The organism is Reichenbachiella sp. MALMAid0571 (assembly GCF_040151475.1).
GTDB lineage: Bacteria > Bacteroidota > Bacteroidia > Cytophagales > Cyclobacteriaceae > CAXBNB01.
Map to the genome: position 1 here is coordinate 1 of NZ_JBDKWG010000136.1, position 18,801 is coordinate 18,801.

General features: G+C 38.4%; 13 protein-coding genes. 7 read left to right on the plus strand and 6 right to left on the minus strand.

The features are described 5' to 3' along the window. Positions 1-149 precede the first annotated feature (149 nt). From AAOP42_RS13580 to AAOP42_RS13590, 3 genes are all read right to left on the minus strand, one after another. Positions 150-971, minus strand: coding sequence for a hypothetical protein (locus tag AAOP42_RS13580; RefSeq protein WP_349529075.1), 822 nt, complete (start codon positions 969-971; stop codon positions 150-152). A gap of 210 nt (positions 972-1,181) precedes the next feature. Then, positions 1,182-2,369, minus strand: coding sequence for a phosphoglycerate kinase (locus tag AAOP42_RS13585; RefSeq protein WP_349529076.1), 1,188 nt, complete (start codon positions 2,367-2,369; stop codon positions 1,182-1,184). 47 nt (positions 2,370-2,416) lie between these two features. Next, on the minus strand, positions 2,417-3,034 hold the full coding sequence (locus tag AAOP42_RS13590) for an L-threonylcarbamoyladenylate synthase (protein ID WP_349529077.1): 618 nt from the start codon (positions 3,032-3,034) through the stop codon (positions 2,417-2,419). Between the two features lie 313 nt (positions 3,035-3,347). On the opposite strand from AAOP42_RS13590, the gene AAOP42_RS13595 reads away from it, so the two are divergent. Beyond that, positions 3,348-4,325, plus strand: coding sequence for a YitT family protein (locus tag AAOP42_RS13595; RefSeq protein WP_349529078.1), 978 nt, complete (start codon positions 3,348-3,350; stop codon positions 4,323-4,325). A gap of 214 nt (positions 4,326-4,539) precedes the next feature. Then, complete coding sequence (locus AAOP42_RS13600) at positions 4,540-5,730, plus strand: class I SAM-dependent methyltransferase (RefSeq protein ID WP_349529079.1); 1,191 nt, start codon at positions 4,540-4,542, stop codon at positions 5,728-5,730. A 181-nt stretch (positions 5,731-5,911) separates the two neighbouring features. Here AAOP42_RS13600 and AAOP42_RS13605 read toward each other — a convergent pair whose 3' ends face one another. Continuing rightward, positions 5,912-6,256 carry a T9SS type A sorting domain-containing protein gene (locus AAOP42_RS13605; RefSeq protein ID WP_349529080.1) on the minus strand — a complete coding sequence of 115 codons (345 nt, stop codon included), beginning with the start codon at positions 6,254-6,256 and terminating at the stop codon, positions 5,912-5,914. Positions 6,257-6,569: 313 nt separating this feature from the next. On the opposite strand from AAOP42_RS13605, the gene AAOP42_RS13610 reads away from it, so the two are divergent. Both AAOP42_RS13610 and AAOP42_RS13615 read left to right on the plus strand, forming a co-directional pair. Next, entirely contained in the window at positions 6,570-7,616 is a 1,047-nt protein-coding gene (locus AAOP42_RS13610) for a sensor histidine kinase (RefSeq protein WP_349529081.1), read from the plus strand. A 1-nt stretch (position 7,617) separates the two neighbouring features. Next, positions 7,618-8,376 carry a LytR/AlgR family response regulator transcription factor gene (locus tag AAOP42_RS13615; protein WP_349529082.1) on the plus strand — a complete coding sequence of 253 codons (759 nt, stop codon included), beginning with the start codon at positions 7,618-7,620 and terminating at the stop codon, positions 8,374-8,376. Positions 8,377-8,381: 5 nt separating this feature from the next. Here AAOP42_RS13615 and AAOP42_RS13620 read toward each other — a convergent pair whose 3' ends face one another. Continuing rightward, positions 8,382-8,861 (minus strand): hypothetical protein, encoded by a 480-nt coding sequence (locus AAOP42_RS13620; protein ID WP_349529083.1) that lies wholly within the window; start codon positions 8,859-8,861, stop codon positions 8,382-8,384. Between the two features lie 386 nt (positions 8,862-9,247). On the opposite strand from AAOP42_RS13620, the gene AAOP42_RS13625 reads away from it, so the two are divergent. Genes AAOP42_RS13625 through AAOP42_RS13635 form a run of 3 tightly spaced genes read left to right on the plus strand, consistent with a single transcriptional unit; the run spans position 9,248 to position 14,713 of the window. Then, entirely contained in the window at positions 9,248-10,594 is a 1,347-nt protein-coding gene (locus AAOP42_RS13625) for a TolC family protein (protein ID WP_349529084.1), read from the plus strand. A 12-nt stretch (positions 10,595-10,606) separates the two neighbouring features. After that, positions 10,607-11,659 carry an efflux RND transporter periplasmic adaptor subunit gene (locus AAOP42_RS13630; RefSeq protein WP_349529085.1) on the plus strand — a complete coding sequence of 351 codons (1,053 nt, stop codon included), beginning with the start codon at positions 10,607-10,609 and terminating at the stop codon, positions 11,657-11,659. Between the two features lie 30 nt (positions 11,660-11,689). Next, on the plus strand, positions 11,690-14,713 hold the full coding sequence (locus AAOP42_RS13635) for an efflux RND transporter permease subunit (RefSeq protein ID WP_349529086.1): 3,024 nt from the start codon (positions 11,690-11,692) through the stop codon (positions 14,711-14,713). Between the two features lie 3 nt (positions 14,714-14,716). Here AAOP42_RS13635 and AAOP42_RS13640 read toward each other — a convergent pair whose 3' ends face one another. Next, positions 14,717-18,739: an AAA domain-containing protein gene (locus tag AAOP42_RS13640; protein WP_349529087.1), complete on the minus strand. Its 4,023-nt coding sequence runs from the start codon at positions 18,737-18,739 to the stop codon at positions 14,717-14,719. Between the last annotated feature and the right edge of the window lie 62 nt (positions 18,740-18,801).

Below are 18,801 nucleotides of genomic sequence, written 5' to 3' on the forward strand. Positions count from 1 at the left end.
TCAAAGACCTACTTAAATCTACAGGTCAACCAAATCCACAGACCGAAAAACCCATAAGACTATCTGCCAAATACCAACTACGGTTCGTTCAACACTACATTCATGCTTGGCCTATCGGCCGCACGAATGCTTAGTTATTAGGGTCTTTTTCAATTTGAGCTCTTCTTGTTTTTTGATTTTGTTTCAACCCCATGCTTATATAATTTGATGACATTTTGTGTAAATGAATTCCACATTTCACCGTTCGCAATTATTACGGTTAGTGGTTTTTCTCCTTTGTTTGCAAGAGATCCGAACTGTTGGGTTATTAAAGTCTCGTTAACCCCAAACATTGTTAAGTATTCGTTTAAACCTAGTAAGTAGGTTCCATCATCAATTATTCGATCAATTAAGTAGTTGTATGTTTGGTCTCTTCCTTTTTTAGACCTTATTATGACCAGTGGCTTGTTATTAAGAGTTAGATCATCATTATCTATTAGCAGATCGCTTATACTTTGAGTTTTGTGTCTAAATAACTCTTTCCTGATCAGTTCTTCTTCTGCTAATTTGAAATCAACAAATGGAAGAGTTGAAGTAATGCTACATCGCCAATAAATGGAAGTAAAAAACAATCTGGCAACTAGCCGATTTACATTGTTGCAAATTGCATATTCTAGGCCGCCAGGGTTGGTTCTATAAGTAAAGTCATCATTATACTTTTGATGTAAAATCCTTTTATGAAGATTTTCGGCTATGTATGTTTCCAAAACATGTAGGTAGCTTTCACAAGATGGACATAAGATAAAATCTTCCTTGGCTGTATCTTGGTCTGGTTTAGGCCTTTCTGGGTTTTCCGTATCCAGGATAAAACCTTTTCTTGAACCTTTTGCGCCTAGTATGCCCTTAGAAATGAACTTTGAAACTATGTGAGAGTTTCTTTGAGTTGCATTTTCATTCAAGCAAAGTAAGCATATGTCTTGAGCAGTTCTCATTCGCAACGGGGAATTGACCCTAACATTTGAGCATGTCGCACAGTGCAACATACTTGCACTATGTTTTTTCATTCTGACTATTCCATAGTCAGTAGAATATTTATTATCTCATAAAAATAACAACTATTTACAATAGTTGTTATCGGAACATAAAAAAAGGTGTGCCCTGTAGCAGGACACACCTTTTAAGGTATCGTATTTTATTTGCGGTTAGTCTTGCAGCGCTGCTACTCCCGGCAATACCTTGCCTTCCATATACTCCAGCAAGGCTCCTCCACCTGTGGATACGTAAGATACCTGGTCTCCATAGCCCAGATTGTTGATGGCCGAAGCTGAATCACCACCGCCAATCAAGGAGAATCCGCCATTGTTGGTGGCTGCTACTACCGCCTCAGCGATAGCTACTGTGCCTTTTTCGAAGGTTTCAAACTCAAATACGCCCATAGGCCCATTCCAAAGAATGGTTTTTGAGTTGGCTACTACTTCACTAAAGATCTTTTTGGTTTCTGGTCCAATGTCCAGCCCTTCCCATCCGTCAGGAATCTCGCCCCTGTTCACTACCTGAGTGTTGGCGTCATTGCTAAAGTCATCTGCTATCAGGTTGTCAACAGGCAAGTAAAGCTTGACTCCTTTTTCTGCAGCTTTTTTCTCCAGCTCCAGTGTCAATTCCATTTTGTCATCTTCACATAGCGATTTGCCGATTGACCCACCTTTGGCTTTTGAGAATGTATAAGACATTCCTCCTCCTATGATGAGGTTATCTACCTTGTCCAGCAGTTTTTCGATAATCATAATTTTGTCGGACACTTTAGCTCCTCCCATGATGGCAGTGAAAGGCCTCACCGGGTTGTTCAATACTTTTTCTGCATTGTCCAACTCAGCCTGCATCACATAGCCACAAATTTTATCATCAAAGTACTTGGCCACTATAGTAGTAGAGGCGTGGGCTCTATGTGCGGTACCAAATGCATCGTTCACATAGACATCTCCTAGCTTAGAAAGCTTTTCAGAAAACGCTTCGTCTCCCTTGGTCTCTTCGGTATAAAACCTTAGGTTTTCCAAAAGCAATACCTCTCCCGGCTTTAAACCTGCCGCCAGCTCAGTGGCGTCTGCTCCGACACAGTCTGTAGCAAATTTCACTTTCACTCCAAATCGTTCAGAAAGTGCGTCCACCAAATGACGAAGAGAAAATTTATCCTCCGGGCCGGTTTTGGGTCTGCCCAAGTGGCTCATCAATATAGCCGATCCACCGTCTGCCAATATTTTCTTTATAGTAGGAGTAGCTGCTTTTATTCTGGTAAAATCAGTTATTTCAAATTTTTCGTTCAAGGGTACATTAAAATCGACCCTAATCAATGCCTTTTTTCCGGCAAAATTGTAATCATCAAGTTTTCTCATTTCTCTTTATCAATTTAATTGGTTTGCAACAGGATTTATACCTGCTGCTAATTTATGGTATTATTGATTGTTGATTCTATATTTTCTTTGGAAAGAGCCCCTTGCCTGAGTATGACGGGCAATCCATTGCTAAAACCTACGATGGTGGATTCAAAACCTACTGCACACTTACCTCCATCCAGTATATATTCAATCTGATCACCGATCTGCTCATTTACTTCCTCTGCTGTCATAGGACTTTTTTGCCCATGTATGTTGGCACTGGGTACAGCCAGCGGAAAATCCAATCTGGAAAGCAATTGCAAGGTCATGGCGTGGTTAGGAATACGGATGCCAACGGTATCTCCTCCACTGGTCATGAGATCCGGGATCAATGCTGATTTCTCCATCACAAGGGTAAGTGCTCCCGGCCAGTACTTTCCGGCAAGCAATAATGCCTCCTTCGAAAATTGCTTTACAAAACCTTTGGCTTTTCCCAATGAACTGGTTTGAGCGATCAAAGGCACAGTAGCAGGCCTTCTTTTTACTTCGAAAATCTTCATAATGGCACGCTCATCAAAGGCATTTCCAGCCAACCCATAAACGGTTTCCGTAGGAATGCCCACGAGCTTTCCCTCTCTCAATAATGCCGCAGCATGGTCTATATCTGTTCCTATTTTTGCCATAGTAATATGGAACTGCGAAGGTAATAAATGGGCATACATATCAATTCACCTCATACCATTTTTTTATTGCTGATCCCGTCAGGGCAAATGAATTTAAAAATTCTTACACTCCCCAGGCTCCTTACTGTCAGGCAAGTTGTGATAGGGTCTGTTAGAATTGAGTGTGATTTCAAGGGATAGCGTAACTGATATGGCAAGGAGTTTTTTTCTAAATGACTTTGCCTCGTTGATCCTGTATAAATCACTCGATACCTCAATTATTTGAAGTAAATTACGGTATCATTCAAAAAATCATTTTTCTCCTAAATAATATATGAATCCACTGTTTCAGCAAATAATAATAGAAAACGTAAAAAAAGGTCTGCAAAAAAAAACATCAGGTACCGTTAGTAATTACGCCTTGGCAAAGCAAACCCGCAAATTGAAGGTAACAGCGGTGTATTTACTCAAAGACATCCTGTTCATCTCATTGGGTATTTTGTCAGCAGGTTTTGGTCTCAATAGTTTTCTATTGCCTAATGACTTTATAGACGGTGGGGTTACTGGCATCTCACTTTTGGCCAGGGCATTGACTGGTCAGCCTTTGTCTGTACTCATCGTAGTATTCAATATCCCATTTATTATTCTCGGATATTTTCAAATCGGCAAATCTTTTGTCGTCAAAAGCATCATTGCCATTATCGGCCTGGCTCTGGCCTTAGAAGTGATTGATTATCCTATTATTACGTCTGACAAACTACTGGTGGCTGTATTTGGTGGTTTTTTCCTTGGTGCCGGAATCGGCTTGTCGGTGAGAGGTGGAGCCGTACTGGATGGTACCGAAGTATTGGCTATTTATCTGGGTAGAAAAACAGGCCTCACGATTGGTGACCTGATCCTGGTATTCAATATTATTATCTTTTCCAGTGCCGCCTACCTGCTTTCCATTGAAATAGCGTTGTATTCTACACTGACCTACCTCGCAGCATCCAAAACAGTAGATTTTGTAATAGAAGGTGTAGAAGAATACATTGGTGTCACGATCATTTCAGCACACAGCGAAGAAATCAGGCTTATGATTACTCAAAACATGGGCAGAGGAGTCACCATCTACGATGGCAAGAGAGGATTTGGCAGACGTGGTGAAGCTTTGAATGCCATCGACATCATTTACACCGTAATCACCCGACTGGAACTGGCCAGGCTTCAAAGTGAAATTCAAAAAATAGATTCAAATGCCTTTATAGTAATGAATAGTGTAAAAGACCTGAAAGGGGGGATGATCAAAAAAAGGCAATTCAAGGAAAAGTAGCAGTTAATGTCTGGTTAAGCGAACATTAATTGTTATTTCATTTGACCAGAAACTTTTAATCTAATGCTGGTTTTTATTAAAAAACCAATATTTTACCGCTTTCTTTTTTTTGAAGAAAAGCATTGACCCCAATTGTATTGAAAATACCGAAAATTAACCAATGTACTAACCTACAATACCTGTAAACAAATTTTATAATCAATCAACCATTACCATGACTAAGAAAATTTCTGATTTTATTGAAGTGAAAAACCCCAGAGTATCAGGCCGATATTCTAAACAAAAAGTGGCCATTGGCCATTTCGTTGAAGATTACATTGCGGAAAAAATTGACATTAATATTGGCATGTTTGAATTATTGAGCCATCGTAGCGAAATATTTACGTATGATTACACCAACCACCACTATTACTTCTTCCTTTCGAGGATGATCCCTGAAGTAGTCATTCACTCAAAAAAACAGGACGAGCGTATCATCAGAAGCCACTATGACAATAAGAACGACCTGTTCAATTGGTTTTTAGGGCCAAAAATGATCTATACCAGTTGCTATTTCAAAGATGAAAGTGAGACTCTGGAAGAAGCTCAGGAAAACAAAATGGATTTGATCGCTCAAAAAATGCAACTTAAGCCGGGTGAACGCCTGTTGGACATTGGTTGTGGATGGGGTACGCTGGTAGCTCACCAAGCCAAGCATTATGGAGTAGATGCTACCGGAGTAACTATCGCTCAGGCAGGTGCAGATTGGGCAAACCAACAAATCAAAGATTTTGGTGTTGAAGACAGAGCCAGAATATTGGTAAAAGATTACAGAGACATTCCAAGAGATAGAAAATTTGATAAAATAAGCTGCCTTGAAATGGCAGAACATGTTGGCATCAAATATTTTAAAACATTTATGCAACAATGCTACGACATGCTGGAAGACGATGGAATATTCTATCTACAGATCGCAGGGCTGAGAGAAAGAAATCATTTATTCAGTGTACCTGACAGAGAAGACCTGGTTTGGGGATTATTCATGAATGAATACATATTCTCAGGAGCTGATGCCAGTATGCCGTTGAACTGGGATTTGAGACGCATAGAAAAAGTAGGGTTTGAAGTGCATTCGGTAGAAAACATAGGAAACCACTACCACATCACCATCAAAAGATGGCATGAAAACTGGCTTGGAAATAAAGACAAAGTGTTGGAAAAATATGGTGAAAGAATATTCCGTATCTATGAAATCTTCCTTGCATGGTCAGTACTGATTACAAAAATTGGTGGATCTTCTGCTTACCAGATCGTATGCCATAAAAACAGAGATGACTTTGACAGGTTGAAGTTTATCGGTGATATTAACCTTGGCGAATCTGATGGTTTTAAGAAATCGAGAGAAATGGAAGTTGCAAGATCATAAGCAACTATTGATCCTGAATCAGGATAAACTTATAACAAAAAAGACCTGCCGAAAAGCAGGTCTTTTTTGTATTCAGGTTAATTATAAATTTGAATAGCTGAATAGCAATATTTAAAAAAAGCAAAAAAAAGTCCTGATCTACCCAAGATCAGGACTTAAAACTATTCAACTATACAAATCACTATTTTACTTCTATCGTTCTTTTCATTAGGTAGATGTCGTTCGATACTTCGAAAGAATACTTACCTGCCGGGAAATTAGACAGATCATATTTTTTAGCTACAGATGTTTTATCTTTTACCTCTTCGTCGTAAACCCTTACGCCGGTTTGGTCATATATATTTATCTTAACTGTTTCTTCTTGCAGTTTATCAAAACTCATTCTTACCATTTTGTTTTCAAGAGGTGTTACCTTTACATTGAGGTATGCACTATTCACAGAGTTTTTTTCTCCTTCTGCAAATGACAGGCTGGAAATCAAAAGCAATCCTGCGATCAATCCCTTTTTAAATGTTGTTGTCTTCATGGTAGTAATTTTTTGTTTTTCATTAATAATTACAATGCAATTGTACGCTATGAAGACAACCCGGTAAACTAAAATCCGGTGAACTGACAATTATCCACGGTGGACTTAAGAATAATTTGGATGACCTAAAACCAGTCTATTTCTAAGGAATCGCAATATTTCACTCTTAACAATAAGAAAACGACTCCTTAAATGTGTCATAACAATGAAACCTCACAATCGCCTTTACTCCGAAATAATTCAGGTTCACTACAGTTTGTTATAAATTGAGGTTTAGAATAAATTCTTTTGCCTTTCACCCGAAAAAACCTGAATGAAGATCAATAAGAAAATAATATTTTATTTCGGACTGGGAGGTATTTTGCCGGTAATATACTTTTCAATAGAAGGACTTTACACGGGAGAAGAAGTGCTCACTGCTCCTCGCTTTTATTTCAATGTTTTATTTGATCTGCTGATTTCTTACACCATGACTACCAGCGTTTCCTGGTTGGTTCTTATTTCTCTGGAACGTGTAGATAAAATATTTCCATGGGAAAAAAATGTGTGGAAGAGGTTTGCGGCAGACATATTGATCACACCTGCCATAGCTGTAATAGGAGTATATCCCCTTGCGTTACTTACCTATAACATCTATGGCCATGACACTACTTTAAATGGCCATATCCTAAAAAACATAGTCATCACTATCGTGCTGGATTTGATATTGGTGGCAGTATATGAGGGTGTTTACTTTTTCAAACAGTGGAAACAGTCGTTGCTCAAATCAGCTAAACTTGAAAAAGAAAACATTTCCTCCAAGTTTGAAGCATTAAAGAATCAAATCAACCCCCATTTCCTGTTCAATTCACTCAATACGTTATCGTCGCTGGTACATGAAGATGCCGATAAATCAGAGGCATTTATAGATGAGTTTGCAAAGATCTACCGTTACGTACTGGAAAATCAGGAAAACGTGGTAGTGCCATTGGATAAGGAATTGAAATTCATTCACTCCTTTATGTATCTGCAAAAAATCCGATTTGGTGACAGTCTCGATACAAACATTAAAATTGACACTTCAAAACTAGTGATGTTAGTTCCGACTCTATCCTTACAACTACTGATCGAAAATGCCATCAAACACAACAAAGTAACCAAGTCGGAACCTCTCAAAATAAAAATATATGTAGAAGGAGACTTTCTCATTGTAGAAAACAACCTCCAACTGAGAAAACATGTATACAACTCAACAGGAATAGGCCTGAAAAACCTAAAAGACAGGTATGGCTTAATGACAGATGTCAAACCAGAATTTATTATCACTGACAATTCCTATATTGCAAAAATTCCTTTAATCGTAGAAAGTTCTCTTTATTGAAATGACCAGAGTTCTTATCATAGAAGATGAGTTTTATGCTGCCCAAAAGCTGATAAGGCAGCTACAAAACATTGATCCTGAAGTAGAAATACTGGATACACTGGATTCTGTAGATGAATCAATAGACTGGTTGAAAAATCATAGTGCGGATCTTATTTTTCTGGACATTCACTTGGGTGACGACCAGAGTTTTAAGATTTTCGAGAAAATAAAAATCAAGACACCTATCATATTCACCACTGCTTATGATCAGTATGCAATCAAGGCCTTTAAACTCAACAGCATAGATTATTTACTAAAACCAGTAAATAAAAAGGAGCTTCAGCAGGCACTCAAAAAATTTCACGAGCAAAACCTACAGTCGCAGGCCTTCGATTACAAAGCACTGCTTACTTCCCTGCAATCCGGTGAAAGCCTCAACTATCAAAAAAGGTTTTTAGTGTATTATGGAGATAAGGTAAAATCTATATCAAATGAATCCATTGCATATTTTTTTGCTGAAGGAAAATATGCCTATCTGGTAGGTGATGACGGAAAAGAATACATAGTGGATTACACCCTGGAAAAACTGGACAACATGCTAGACCCTGAAAAATTCTTTAGAATCAACCGTCAATATATCATCAGCATCAATTCTATCAAAGAGATGATTACTTATACCAAGGGAAGGCTGAAAATAGAACTTAAACCGGAAACAAAAAAAGAAGCTATTGTGAGCATCGAAAGGGCATCTGAGTTCAAAAAGTGGCTGAATAAATGACAACCCTACACCGTAGTATCTACAACATCTGTTTTTAAAAATCCGGCCAGTTTCCGAAGATTATCCATCAGCACTATTTTATCTTTATTGGTATTAAGGTAGATTTTATTTCCATTATCAAACTTCAAATACGCATTGAATTCTCTGTTTTTGAAATTAGAAGAATGACTGGTATGCATAGTGTACATTCGTTGGCTTGTAGTCTGTGAGTTAATAAAAATCTTCTCTACTCCACTGTATTTCTTTTTATTTCCGCTTTTTACAAAAAGAAAAGATTTGTATTCTCGATAAGTCTGTAACTCACTGTCAAAATCTATTCCACTTTGACCTGTCAGAATGGAAGCAGCAACCAAGATAAGAATAAGACCGACAACAATAGAATTAGTTGCAACACTCACTCCTATGAGCAACAGCACTCCTCCAAAAAATTGAAACTGAATTGGAAATAGTTTACCGGATTTATAATCTAATGAAGTAGTAATCATATTCTGTTGTATTACTTGGGTCCTAAGGCATACGCATTTAAAAACAAACTCTTCTTACCGCACCCCTGACTTCCGTCAGGCAAGTTGTTGCGGTATCTTTTAAAATTAGAATCAAATCTATGAGACCCCTGAACACCCGCCTGCTGGCGAGGCAGGGCGCCAGGGGATATTAATATGTTTTAAATGCGTATGCCTTATTTGGCTTCCCTAAATTAACATGTAACATTATTTTATTAACCGTTTTATTAAATTATTCACTCCTGCCCATTCTTCATACAGCAGGTTCATTCCTGATTTTTTCCGGTTCATTCTATTACAATAGATTTTTTGTTAACAGATATGTTGGTTTGCCGTGTTATTTGATCATCAATAAAACTGATAACACGATGCAAAAAACTCTACTTACTATTATTGGATTACTGGTGACCGGAAACCTGATGTCGCAGGGTATTCTTGACCGATACATCGACGAAGGTATCAAAAACAACATCAGTCTCAAACAAGCAGCGTTGACATTTGAATCTTCTCTGGAATCACTCAATGAGGCAAAGGGTGGCATGCTGCCGAAAATTGACTTTAGTTCACGATACACCAAAGCCAATGGCGGCAGAAGTTTCGAATTTCCGGTTGGTGATCTCATGAACCCGGTCTATTCTTCATTGAATGGAATCATTGGCGAGGAACAATTTCCAGAAATTGACAACCTGAACCTTAACTTCAACCGAACTACCGATATCGACACCAAATTGACATTGACTCAACCATTGTTTGACAAGCGTATTTCTTATCAAAAAAACATAGCTGAAGACCAGGCCAAAATAAGCCAGGTAGATGTATCTATTCAGAAAAGGCTACTTGTTTCACAAATTAAAAAAGCCTACTTCAATTATTTGAAAAGCGTGAAACTCGTGGAGCTATTTGACTCTACCAGCACATTAGTTGAAGAAAACCTGAGGGTAAGCGAAGCATTGTATCGAAACGATAAAGTAACCCTTGATGCTACTTTTAGAGCTAAAACAGAGGTAGGGAAAGTCAACCTGCAACAAGCAGAAGCCGAGAAAATGCAAAACAATGCCAGGGCGTATTTCAATTTTTTGCTGAACAGACCATTGGAAAGTGCCATACAGATTGAAAATATCATCGGAGACCCAACGCTTCCTTCTGCCCTTCCACAAAACACACAGAACAGAGAAGAATTTGCAAAAATCAATTTTGGATTAAAAGCCAACGAATCGAAAAGAAAGCTGTATGAATCCAACAATCTGCCAAATATTTATGCCATAGCCAACTATGGTTTTCAAGGATCTGAATATGAATTCAACAACGAATCGGATTATACTTTAGCCTCTCTGGTGCTATCATGGAATCTGTTTTCAGGATTTCAAAATAAAGCCAGAAAGCAACAATCTATCATTCAAAACCAAATGCTGCAAAGCAAAGAAGAAGAGCTGAACAACAGCATACAACTGGAAGCCATACAGGCATTTTACGACCTGAAAGAGAAAAGTCAAAATTATATCTCTACCAAAAAGATGGTCGATGAGGCAAAATCAACCTACATGCTAATCAACAAGAAATATCAGGAAGGAATCTCCAGTCAACTGGAATTGATCGATGCGAGAACAAACCTGACCTATACAACAATACAAAATATTATCTCAAAATACGATATCAGAATAAGTTATGCCGAGTACGAACGGGTAACTGCCGCTTACCCTGTCGAAAACCTTTAACCAATGAAGAACATGAAACCAAGTAAAATTTTATTGCTTATAGGGGTGATTATTGCCATCGCAATCCTTAGTTCTTGTAATAAAACTAAACAAAAAGCAACAAGCAATAATCAGCCATTGGAAAAATCAATATATGTCAAAGCAGTGCGTGTTGAAGAAAAACTCATGTCTGTTCCTTTGCATTCAGTTGGCAAGGTTTTCTCTCAGAAAGAATCCTCTTTGAGTTTCAAAACAGGTGGTATTATCAAGAGTATCAACGTAGATAATGGACAAAAAGTAAAGAAAAATCAGGTGCTTGCCAGGCTGAATTTATCTGAAATCCAAAGTACCTACGACAAAGCCAGTGCGGCTTTTACCAAAGCTGAACGAGACTTAATGCGAGCAAAAAATCTATACAAAGAAAAAGTAGTTACGCTTGAAACGCTTCAAAATGCCCAAACGGCATTTGATGCCACTTCATCCGATCTTAACATAGTCAAATTCAATCTGACCCATTCAATAATCCTTGCACCGTCTGACGGGTTGATACTGAATAAAATGCGAGAGGAAGGAGAATTGACAAATGGTGGTGTGCCGGTATTTGAATTTGCCGGAACAAATCAAAACTGGATAGTAAAATCAGGATTGGTGGATAAAGAAGTAGTAAAAATAGTTTTGGGAGATAGTGCAAAGATCACTTTTGATGCCTACCCTAACACCACTTTTCAGGGAACTGTTACCAAAATTGCCAATGCTCCAAACCCAATGAATGGCACTTATGAGGTTGAAATTTCTTTATTTGAAATTCCTGACACCATCAAAAAGGGATTTATAGCCAAGGTAAATATCTCACCTTCTCAAAAGCAAAACTATAAACAGATTTCCATTGAGTCTTTGGCAGAAGCAGATCAAAACGATGGCATTGTATATAAAATCGAAGACCACAAGGCCAAAAAAGTTAAAGTGAAAATAGAAACCATTTTCAATGACAAAGTCCTTGTGGTTGGTGCACTCTCAGCCAATGATCTCATCATTTCGGAAGGACTCAGCGAGATCAATGAAAATAGCACTGTTGAAATTCTTTAATATTTAATCCCAAATATTAAAATCATAAAAATGAGACTCCCCGAATTAGCCATAAAAAACCACCAGTTTACGATAGTCATTGTGGTTCTGCTCATACTCATTGGTATAGTGACGTTCATCACCATGCCCAGGTCTGAAGATCCTCAAAATGACATGCCCGGCACTATGATCAGAATCACTTATCCGGGTGCAAGCCCTGAAGATTTAGAACAGTTAGTGGTGGATCCGATAGAAGAAATACTGAATGAACTGGAAGACATCAAAAAAATAGAATCCCACGCATTTGATGGTGCAGCTTTCACCACTATAGAATTTGTGGTTGGATCTGATCCAGAGGAGAAATACCGAAAGGTTTTGGAAAAGATGAATACCATTGAACCCAGCCTGCCAAAAGAAATTACCAATATCGAAAAAAGAAAGTTCTCGGTAATGGACGTGAGCATTATGCAAATGGCTTTGGTATCTGAAAATACCGATTATAAAACCCTCGAAGACCATGCAGAAAGGCTTAAAAAGAAAATAGAAAAGTCTTACGGTATTAGAAAAGTGGAAATCTTAGCTGTGCCTGAAAGGGAGGTGAGAGTAACCACCGATTTTGAAAGAATGGGTAATTACAACATCTCCATTGGTCAGCTTTCCCAAGCCATACAATCAGCCAATGCCAACATACCGGGTGGAACGATTGATGTGGGCAGCAAGCGCTTCAGTGTAAAAACCAGTGGAAGCTATAAAAGTCTCGAAGAAATAAGGAATACAGTAGTGCTGTCAAAAGACAACAATCAAATAAGGGTAAGAGATATTGCATCCGTAGATTTTGCAGGAGAGGACAACAAATACATAGCTAGGTACAATGGATCAAAAGCCATTTACATCAATGTATTGCAGAAAAAAAGAACAAACATTTATGAAATCGACAACCTGATTCAACCCAAAATTGAGGCATTCAAAACCTCTCTACCCAATGACATAAAATTGGAAACCATACTAAACCAATCCAATACAGTGCGTTCCAGAGTTGGAGATTTCTTTACCAACTTTGCTCAGGGAATCTTGCTGGTTGGGATCTTTATTTTCATAGCAGTAGGGATCAGAGCATCAATAGTCGTCTTAATTGCCATTCCTGTTTCAGTGCTCATAGGATTGACTTTGTTGGATTTATCAGGTTTTGGCATGCAACAGATGACCATAGCGGGCTTGATCATAGCTCTGGGTTTGCTGGTGGACAACAGTATTGCGGTGGTAGAAAATATACAACGCTATCTGGAAATGGGATATAGCAAAATTGATGCTGCGATTAAAGGCACTAAAGAGATCGGTTGGGCACTGGTGAGCGCAACTGCTACTACTGTACTGGCATTTGTTCCTATGGCATCCATCGGAGGGCCCACTGGAGATTTTATCAGGAGTCTGGCGGTAATTGTAATATTTACGCTCATAGCTTCTTTGCTTACCGCTTTGTCTTTTGCTCCCTATTTTTCAAGTATCATCTTAAAGTTTAAAGAGAAAAAAGGGGAAAAATCAATATCCGAAAGGTTTATTGACAACTACTATGTAAAAATATTGAACCGAAGTTTAAACCGTCCAAAAACGACCGTAGCTATAGTAATAGCTGTTTTTGTGGCATCCCTGTCACTGTTTGGGTTGATTGGAGTCAGTTTTTTTCCAAAAGCGGAAAAAGCACAGCTCCTCATCAATGTCAATACTCCTGAAGGCTCCAATTTCGATAAAACAAACCGGGCAGTAGAATATGTAGAGCAAGAACTCAAAGGTTACAGTGAAATCATCAAAGTGGCTTCCAACATTGGTAAAAGCAATCCCAGGGTGTATTACAATATTTTCACCAGCAGCTACTCTGTGACACATGGTCAATTATTTGTCACTTTGAAAGCTTATGAAGCTGATGCTATGAACAAGCTTGTGGATGAACTCAGGTCAAAATTCAGCAAATATCCTGAAGCAGAAATTGAAGTCAAGGAATTCATACAAGGGCCTCCAGTGGAAGCCCCTATTGCCATAAAAATAATGGGAGACAATCTGGATGTGATCAAAACTATTTCCCGGGATGTAGAAAAAATCATGATAAAAACAGAAGGAGTAGTGAATGTAAATAATGTACTCACTTCTTCTAAAACCAACCTAAAAGTAGATGTTGACTATCAAAGGGCGGGATTGTTTGGTGTAAAAGTAAGCGACGTGGATTTGGCGGTGCGTACTCACATATCCGGAACACAAATAGGTGAATACCGAGACCGGAATGGAGAAACTTATGACCTCAAAATAAGAATGCCATACACTCACAACCCTGGCTATGAAGATTTAGAGAAAATATATGTAAGCAATGCCATGGGCACTCAGATTCCACTCAAACAAGTGGCTGATATTCGGTTTGAACAAAGTCTCAAAAAAATAAGCCATTACAACCTTGACAGACAAAATACCATCACTGCTGATGTACTCGATATCGGAAAAGCCGCTACCCTTACAGAAGACATCATTGCCAAACTGAATAAATATGATTTTCCTGAAGGATATACCTTCTACGCAGGAGGGCAATTGGAAGAGCAGCAAGAATCTTTTGGGGATATGGGCAAGGTCCTTCTTATTTCACTGATCGGTATTTTTGCAGTTTTGGTTTTACAATTCAGGTCGTTCACTCAGCCTCTGATAATCTACTCTGCCATACCACTGGCAGTCACAGGTGCTTTTATCGCCCTTTTCATTACAGGCCATTCATTCAGTTTTATGGCATTTGTAGGATTGACCAGTTTAATCGGGATAGTCGTAAATGACTCCATTATTCTTGTTGATTACACCAACCAAGTCAGAAAGTCAGGCAAGGAATTTACTGAAGCCATTGTAGAAGCCGGCAAAACCAGATTTGTGCCTATCATATTGACTACTGTAACCACGATTGGAGGACTGTTGCCATTGACACTCAGCGGCGGTGACATGTGGGCTCCTATGGGCTGGGCAATCATAGGCGGACTGTTGTCCTCCACTCTGTTGTGTTTGATAGTAGTCCCTGTGCTGTACAAGCTTTTCAGCAAAAGCTAAAACTTAGTCTTCCTTGGTTTTCAAAAACAAATTTTCGATTTTGCTCTGCATACCTTCAGGGTCTTGCCAATACTCCCTACTTGTCAGAGCCATAAATTTCCAATTTTTATGACTCAAAGTAAAGGGCTTATATACATGGGTTTCTTTGATGGAAACACTGTCGAAATACAAGTCATCGTCTGTAAAAATTGCACCCCGATATTCCTGTTTTTCCTTAATAGCCAGGTCAACAAAAGGCAAAGAAGTATCTAATGTCCAATCGGGATTCCCGTACCGGAATTTTCTGATCTTATTCTTCAGATACCAGGATGGTGAAAATCTTTTCTCTTCTACCGGATTAATTTTAAACTCTCCGTTCGAAACAGCACTGGCATATTCCAGATATTTCTTCAACAATTTTGGCCCTTCATTTTTAGTTGCTTCCACTTTCAGTTGCTGAGGAAAAATGCTTGACACAATTATCACTTTTTCTCTAGCACGGGTCACTGCCACATTCAGCCTGTTTTCCCCTCCTATCACGTTCAGACTCCCAAAGTTCATGTTCATTTTTCCTGCTTTGTCAGGTGCATAAAGTATGGAAAATATGATGATATCCTTTTCATCTCCCTGAATGTTTTCAATGTTTTTCACTATTAAAGAATCTGGAATGACAATATTTTCCTCCAGAGAAAATGCTTCCAATTCATCCATGATAAAAAGTTGTTGCCTTACATTGAAGGTAACAATGCCTATTTCTCGCTGTGGGTCTTCCTTCAGCAGTCCCCGAACTATTCGACAAATCTCATAAGCTTCATTCTTATTGATGTTATTCTCCCAAATACCATCACATTTTATATACTCAATACCAGGTTTTCCATTGTTAATCACCGTAAAATCAGGAAGCAATTGCAGGTTGTTATTATAAAAATGTTCATTGGAAAATGTAATCAAATCAAGTGTTTTACTCCTATAATGGCCGTTCAAATGAATCTGCATCAGATATTGGCTTGATAAATTCAACAATGAGTCAAAATCCAAATCCGGTATTTCTTCTTCATTTTCGTCCTCCCATCTCACTTTATAAAGATCGTTTGGCCGCAATTGTTTTTCATCACCTGCAACAACTACTTGTTTTCCTCTGTACATGGCAGGTAATCCATTTTCTGCAAAACACTGAGATGCCTCATCAAATATTACCAGATCAAAGATCTTATCCATTGGAAAAATAGCAGAAGCAGATTCAGGTGAAGCCATCCAACAGGGCACTAAATCAAATACCTCTCTTGGATAATTTGAAATCAATTTCCTTACCGGCCAAATCCTTCTTTTTTTTGTTACCTGATGGTACACATCCCGATAAGTCACCCTGTTATTTAGCCTGTTATACTCTACATTCTTATATACCCTTTCCCTGGCTTTCAACAACAATATTTCGTTGCTCAGATTCTGTTTGCTTTTAACAGCTTGTTGCAATTCTGTCTGGATATTCTCCATTTTGTTAGAAGACACACCCCTCAACACCGGGTACTTTTGCTCAATATGATCTATCCAGGCTAGTTTCAGACTGTTCATAAACAAATCCGTCCACTCCTGCGGTGACGGACTTGGAATCTGCTCCAACAATTTACCCACGATACTCTTTTGAGCTGCATTAAAATTCTCATACAGAGAATCAAATTCACATAGGGAGTCAAAATCTCTTGTCAAAGCATTCTCCAAAAGAGATGCTTCAATATTACCTGAGAAAATATCTCTTAATTTTTGAATCGTAAAGTACTTCTCCCAGGAAGCTACCTTTTCAGGCAAAGACTCAAATATTTTCAGTAAAGCAGTCAGTTTTTTATGAAAAACATCGAATTCCCCTAGTTTAGGAGTAAGGTATTCATTGAGGTGTCTGACTCCCTGATACAAAGATTTAGCGGATACCGCCTGTTTTTGGTAAAAAAACCAATTCTGAATATTGATTTTCTTTATGACTTGTGGAAATGAGATTAGCCCTATATGGCTTTTGAGTTCTGTAAAATTATGTTCCAGATTGAGACGGTTGTCTATCATCTGCACCAAAATATCAAAGCCTTGTTTGTTGCTTTTGAGCTTGTTGGCAACCAGAATTCTGGTGATGTAAATTTTATCTTTGGAAAAGAGCTTCCAGTGAAGCCAACTAAAAAGACCCTTTCTGGCATCAATACTTCTTTCCAAAGACTCCTGAAACCTACCTAGCTCCTCTGACTTTAAAGTCAACTCAGGGCCAACTCCTTTGTAACATTGCATCAGCTTTCGTTCGAATGCTGAAAGCCATTGAACATCTGTAATATTTTTGTAGTCAGAAAGAAGGTTTACAAAACTTTCATACACCTGTGGCTCTTTGATAAGCGTAAAGAGCTTTTCGATATTTTCTTTGTTGTTTTCAATATTGATGGCATCTTCGATATCCACCAGTTTGTTCACAGCCTTTTGAGATTTTTCTTTAAGCTTAGCCTGATACTCCGGGATTTCTTTTAAAATGTTTTGAATCTTCTTTTGATCAGATACTCCAAGTCCTGAAAAGGATTTTCTTTTGCGCCAAACGTAATTTTCTACTAAGAAAAAACCTGCGTATTGAGCATACGCTCTTAATTGATTGAGAAAGCTATTAACATTTGTGAACGTGATGTCACGATACTCCTGATTCAGCGGAATAGCAGGTTGATGAGGACTGGAAGTCAGATACATTTCCTTCACAGATAACCCACATTCTTTATCGTTAAATAGTGCCTCTCTGAATTCTTCCAATTCCTCACTGAGCTGATCTATCCGTCTGCTGGTTTGCAGGTAATTTCGTTCCAATTGGATGGAATCCAAACCATTGTTTCTGGAAATATAATTATCCAACTGATCCACCTGAATGGCTATTTGCTCATATATTGGTTTTCTGTCATTTTTGAAATCATGCAGCAAACCAATGAAATCATTAAGTTCTTTTTCTTTCAATCGCTCAAAGACCACATCCAAGGCAGCCCGCTTCTGACTCACCAGCAAAACGTTTTTTCCTCTTGCTATGTAGTCGGATATCAGGTTGCAAATCAACTGCGACTTTCCTGTTCCAGGTGGCCCCTGCACCACAACAGAATTCCCTTTTTTGATGGCTTTAACAGCATTTTCCTGGTAAGCATCCATCTTAAATGGAGTAAAGGTCTGATCTTCCCTTACTTTTTTCAGAAAACGATAGTGATTTTGATCGGAGTTTTCCTCCTCATCGAGATTTCGCTCCAAAAAAAAATTCTCCATACTAGTAAGGCTTGGACTATCCAACATAGTGAGGTAATCCGGCACCAGATAAGAACCCGCCTGTGGAAAAATTCCCAAAACAGCTTGTGGGAAGAGTTTTAACTGCCCATTCTTTTCACTGTCCTCCAACTCCCTTCTTTTTACATTTTCAAAAGCTTTTAATTCGTCAATGAAATTTTCCTGATTGAAATTCACTTCCAGATTAGACGCCTTAAGCAACTCATACAATTCGGTACGAAAGACTTTACTTTCTTTATCGAAATCATCGAATACCCTGTCCAGTAATTCTTCATTAGCCTTTTGTCCATTAAAAAAAGCATAAGCAAGTAAAAAAGACTTGTTCAGGGTGATATTCACGTCCTTCCTGATCTGCAAATACCATTGCTTGTCATCATGGTCAAGCGACACAGGAAAAAAAAGCAAAGGACATCTGGTAAGTGTTCCATCTGAAAACTTACCTTTCACGAAAGGCCATCCGATATACAAATCTCTTGCGCCCCGTTCTTCAAAAACCAACCGGTCAATCCTTTTCACTTTCCTCAAACGAGCTGATAACTTATTTGAATCCTCATCCCGGCTATTCTGTATATCGCACAAAGGGATTTTATTTTTTCTTGCTACTAAATCAGATATGATTTCAAACGAAGGGTTGTTGAGTGCAAAATTAAAATCATGAATATCTACAAACTGATCTGCCAATAAATGAGTCAACAATATTGACCTGCTATTGCCCGATAAATTAGTTAGCCTTCTTAAATACGACTGGAGAATTGTTTTCATTCAACCTGAATATTGAATTTGTAATATATAAAGTGGAACGGTGTTTTTCTAGGTAACAGAGA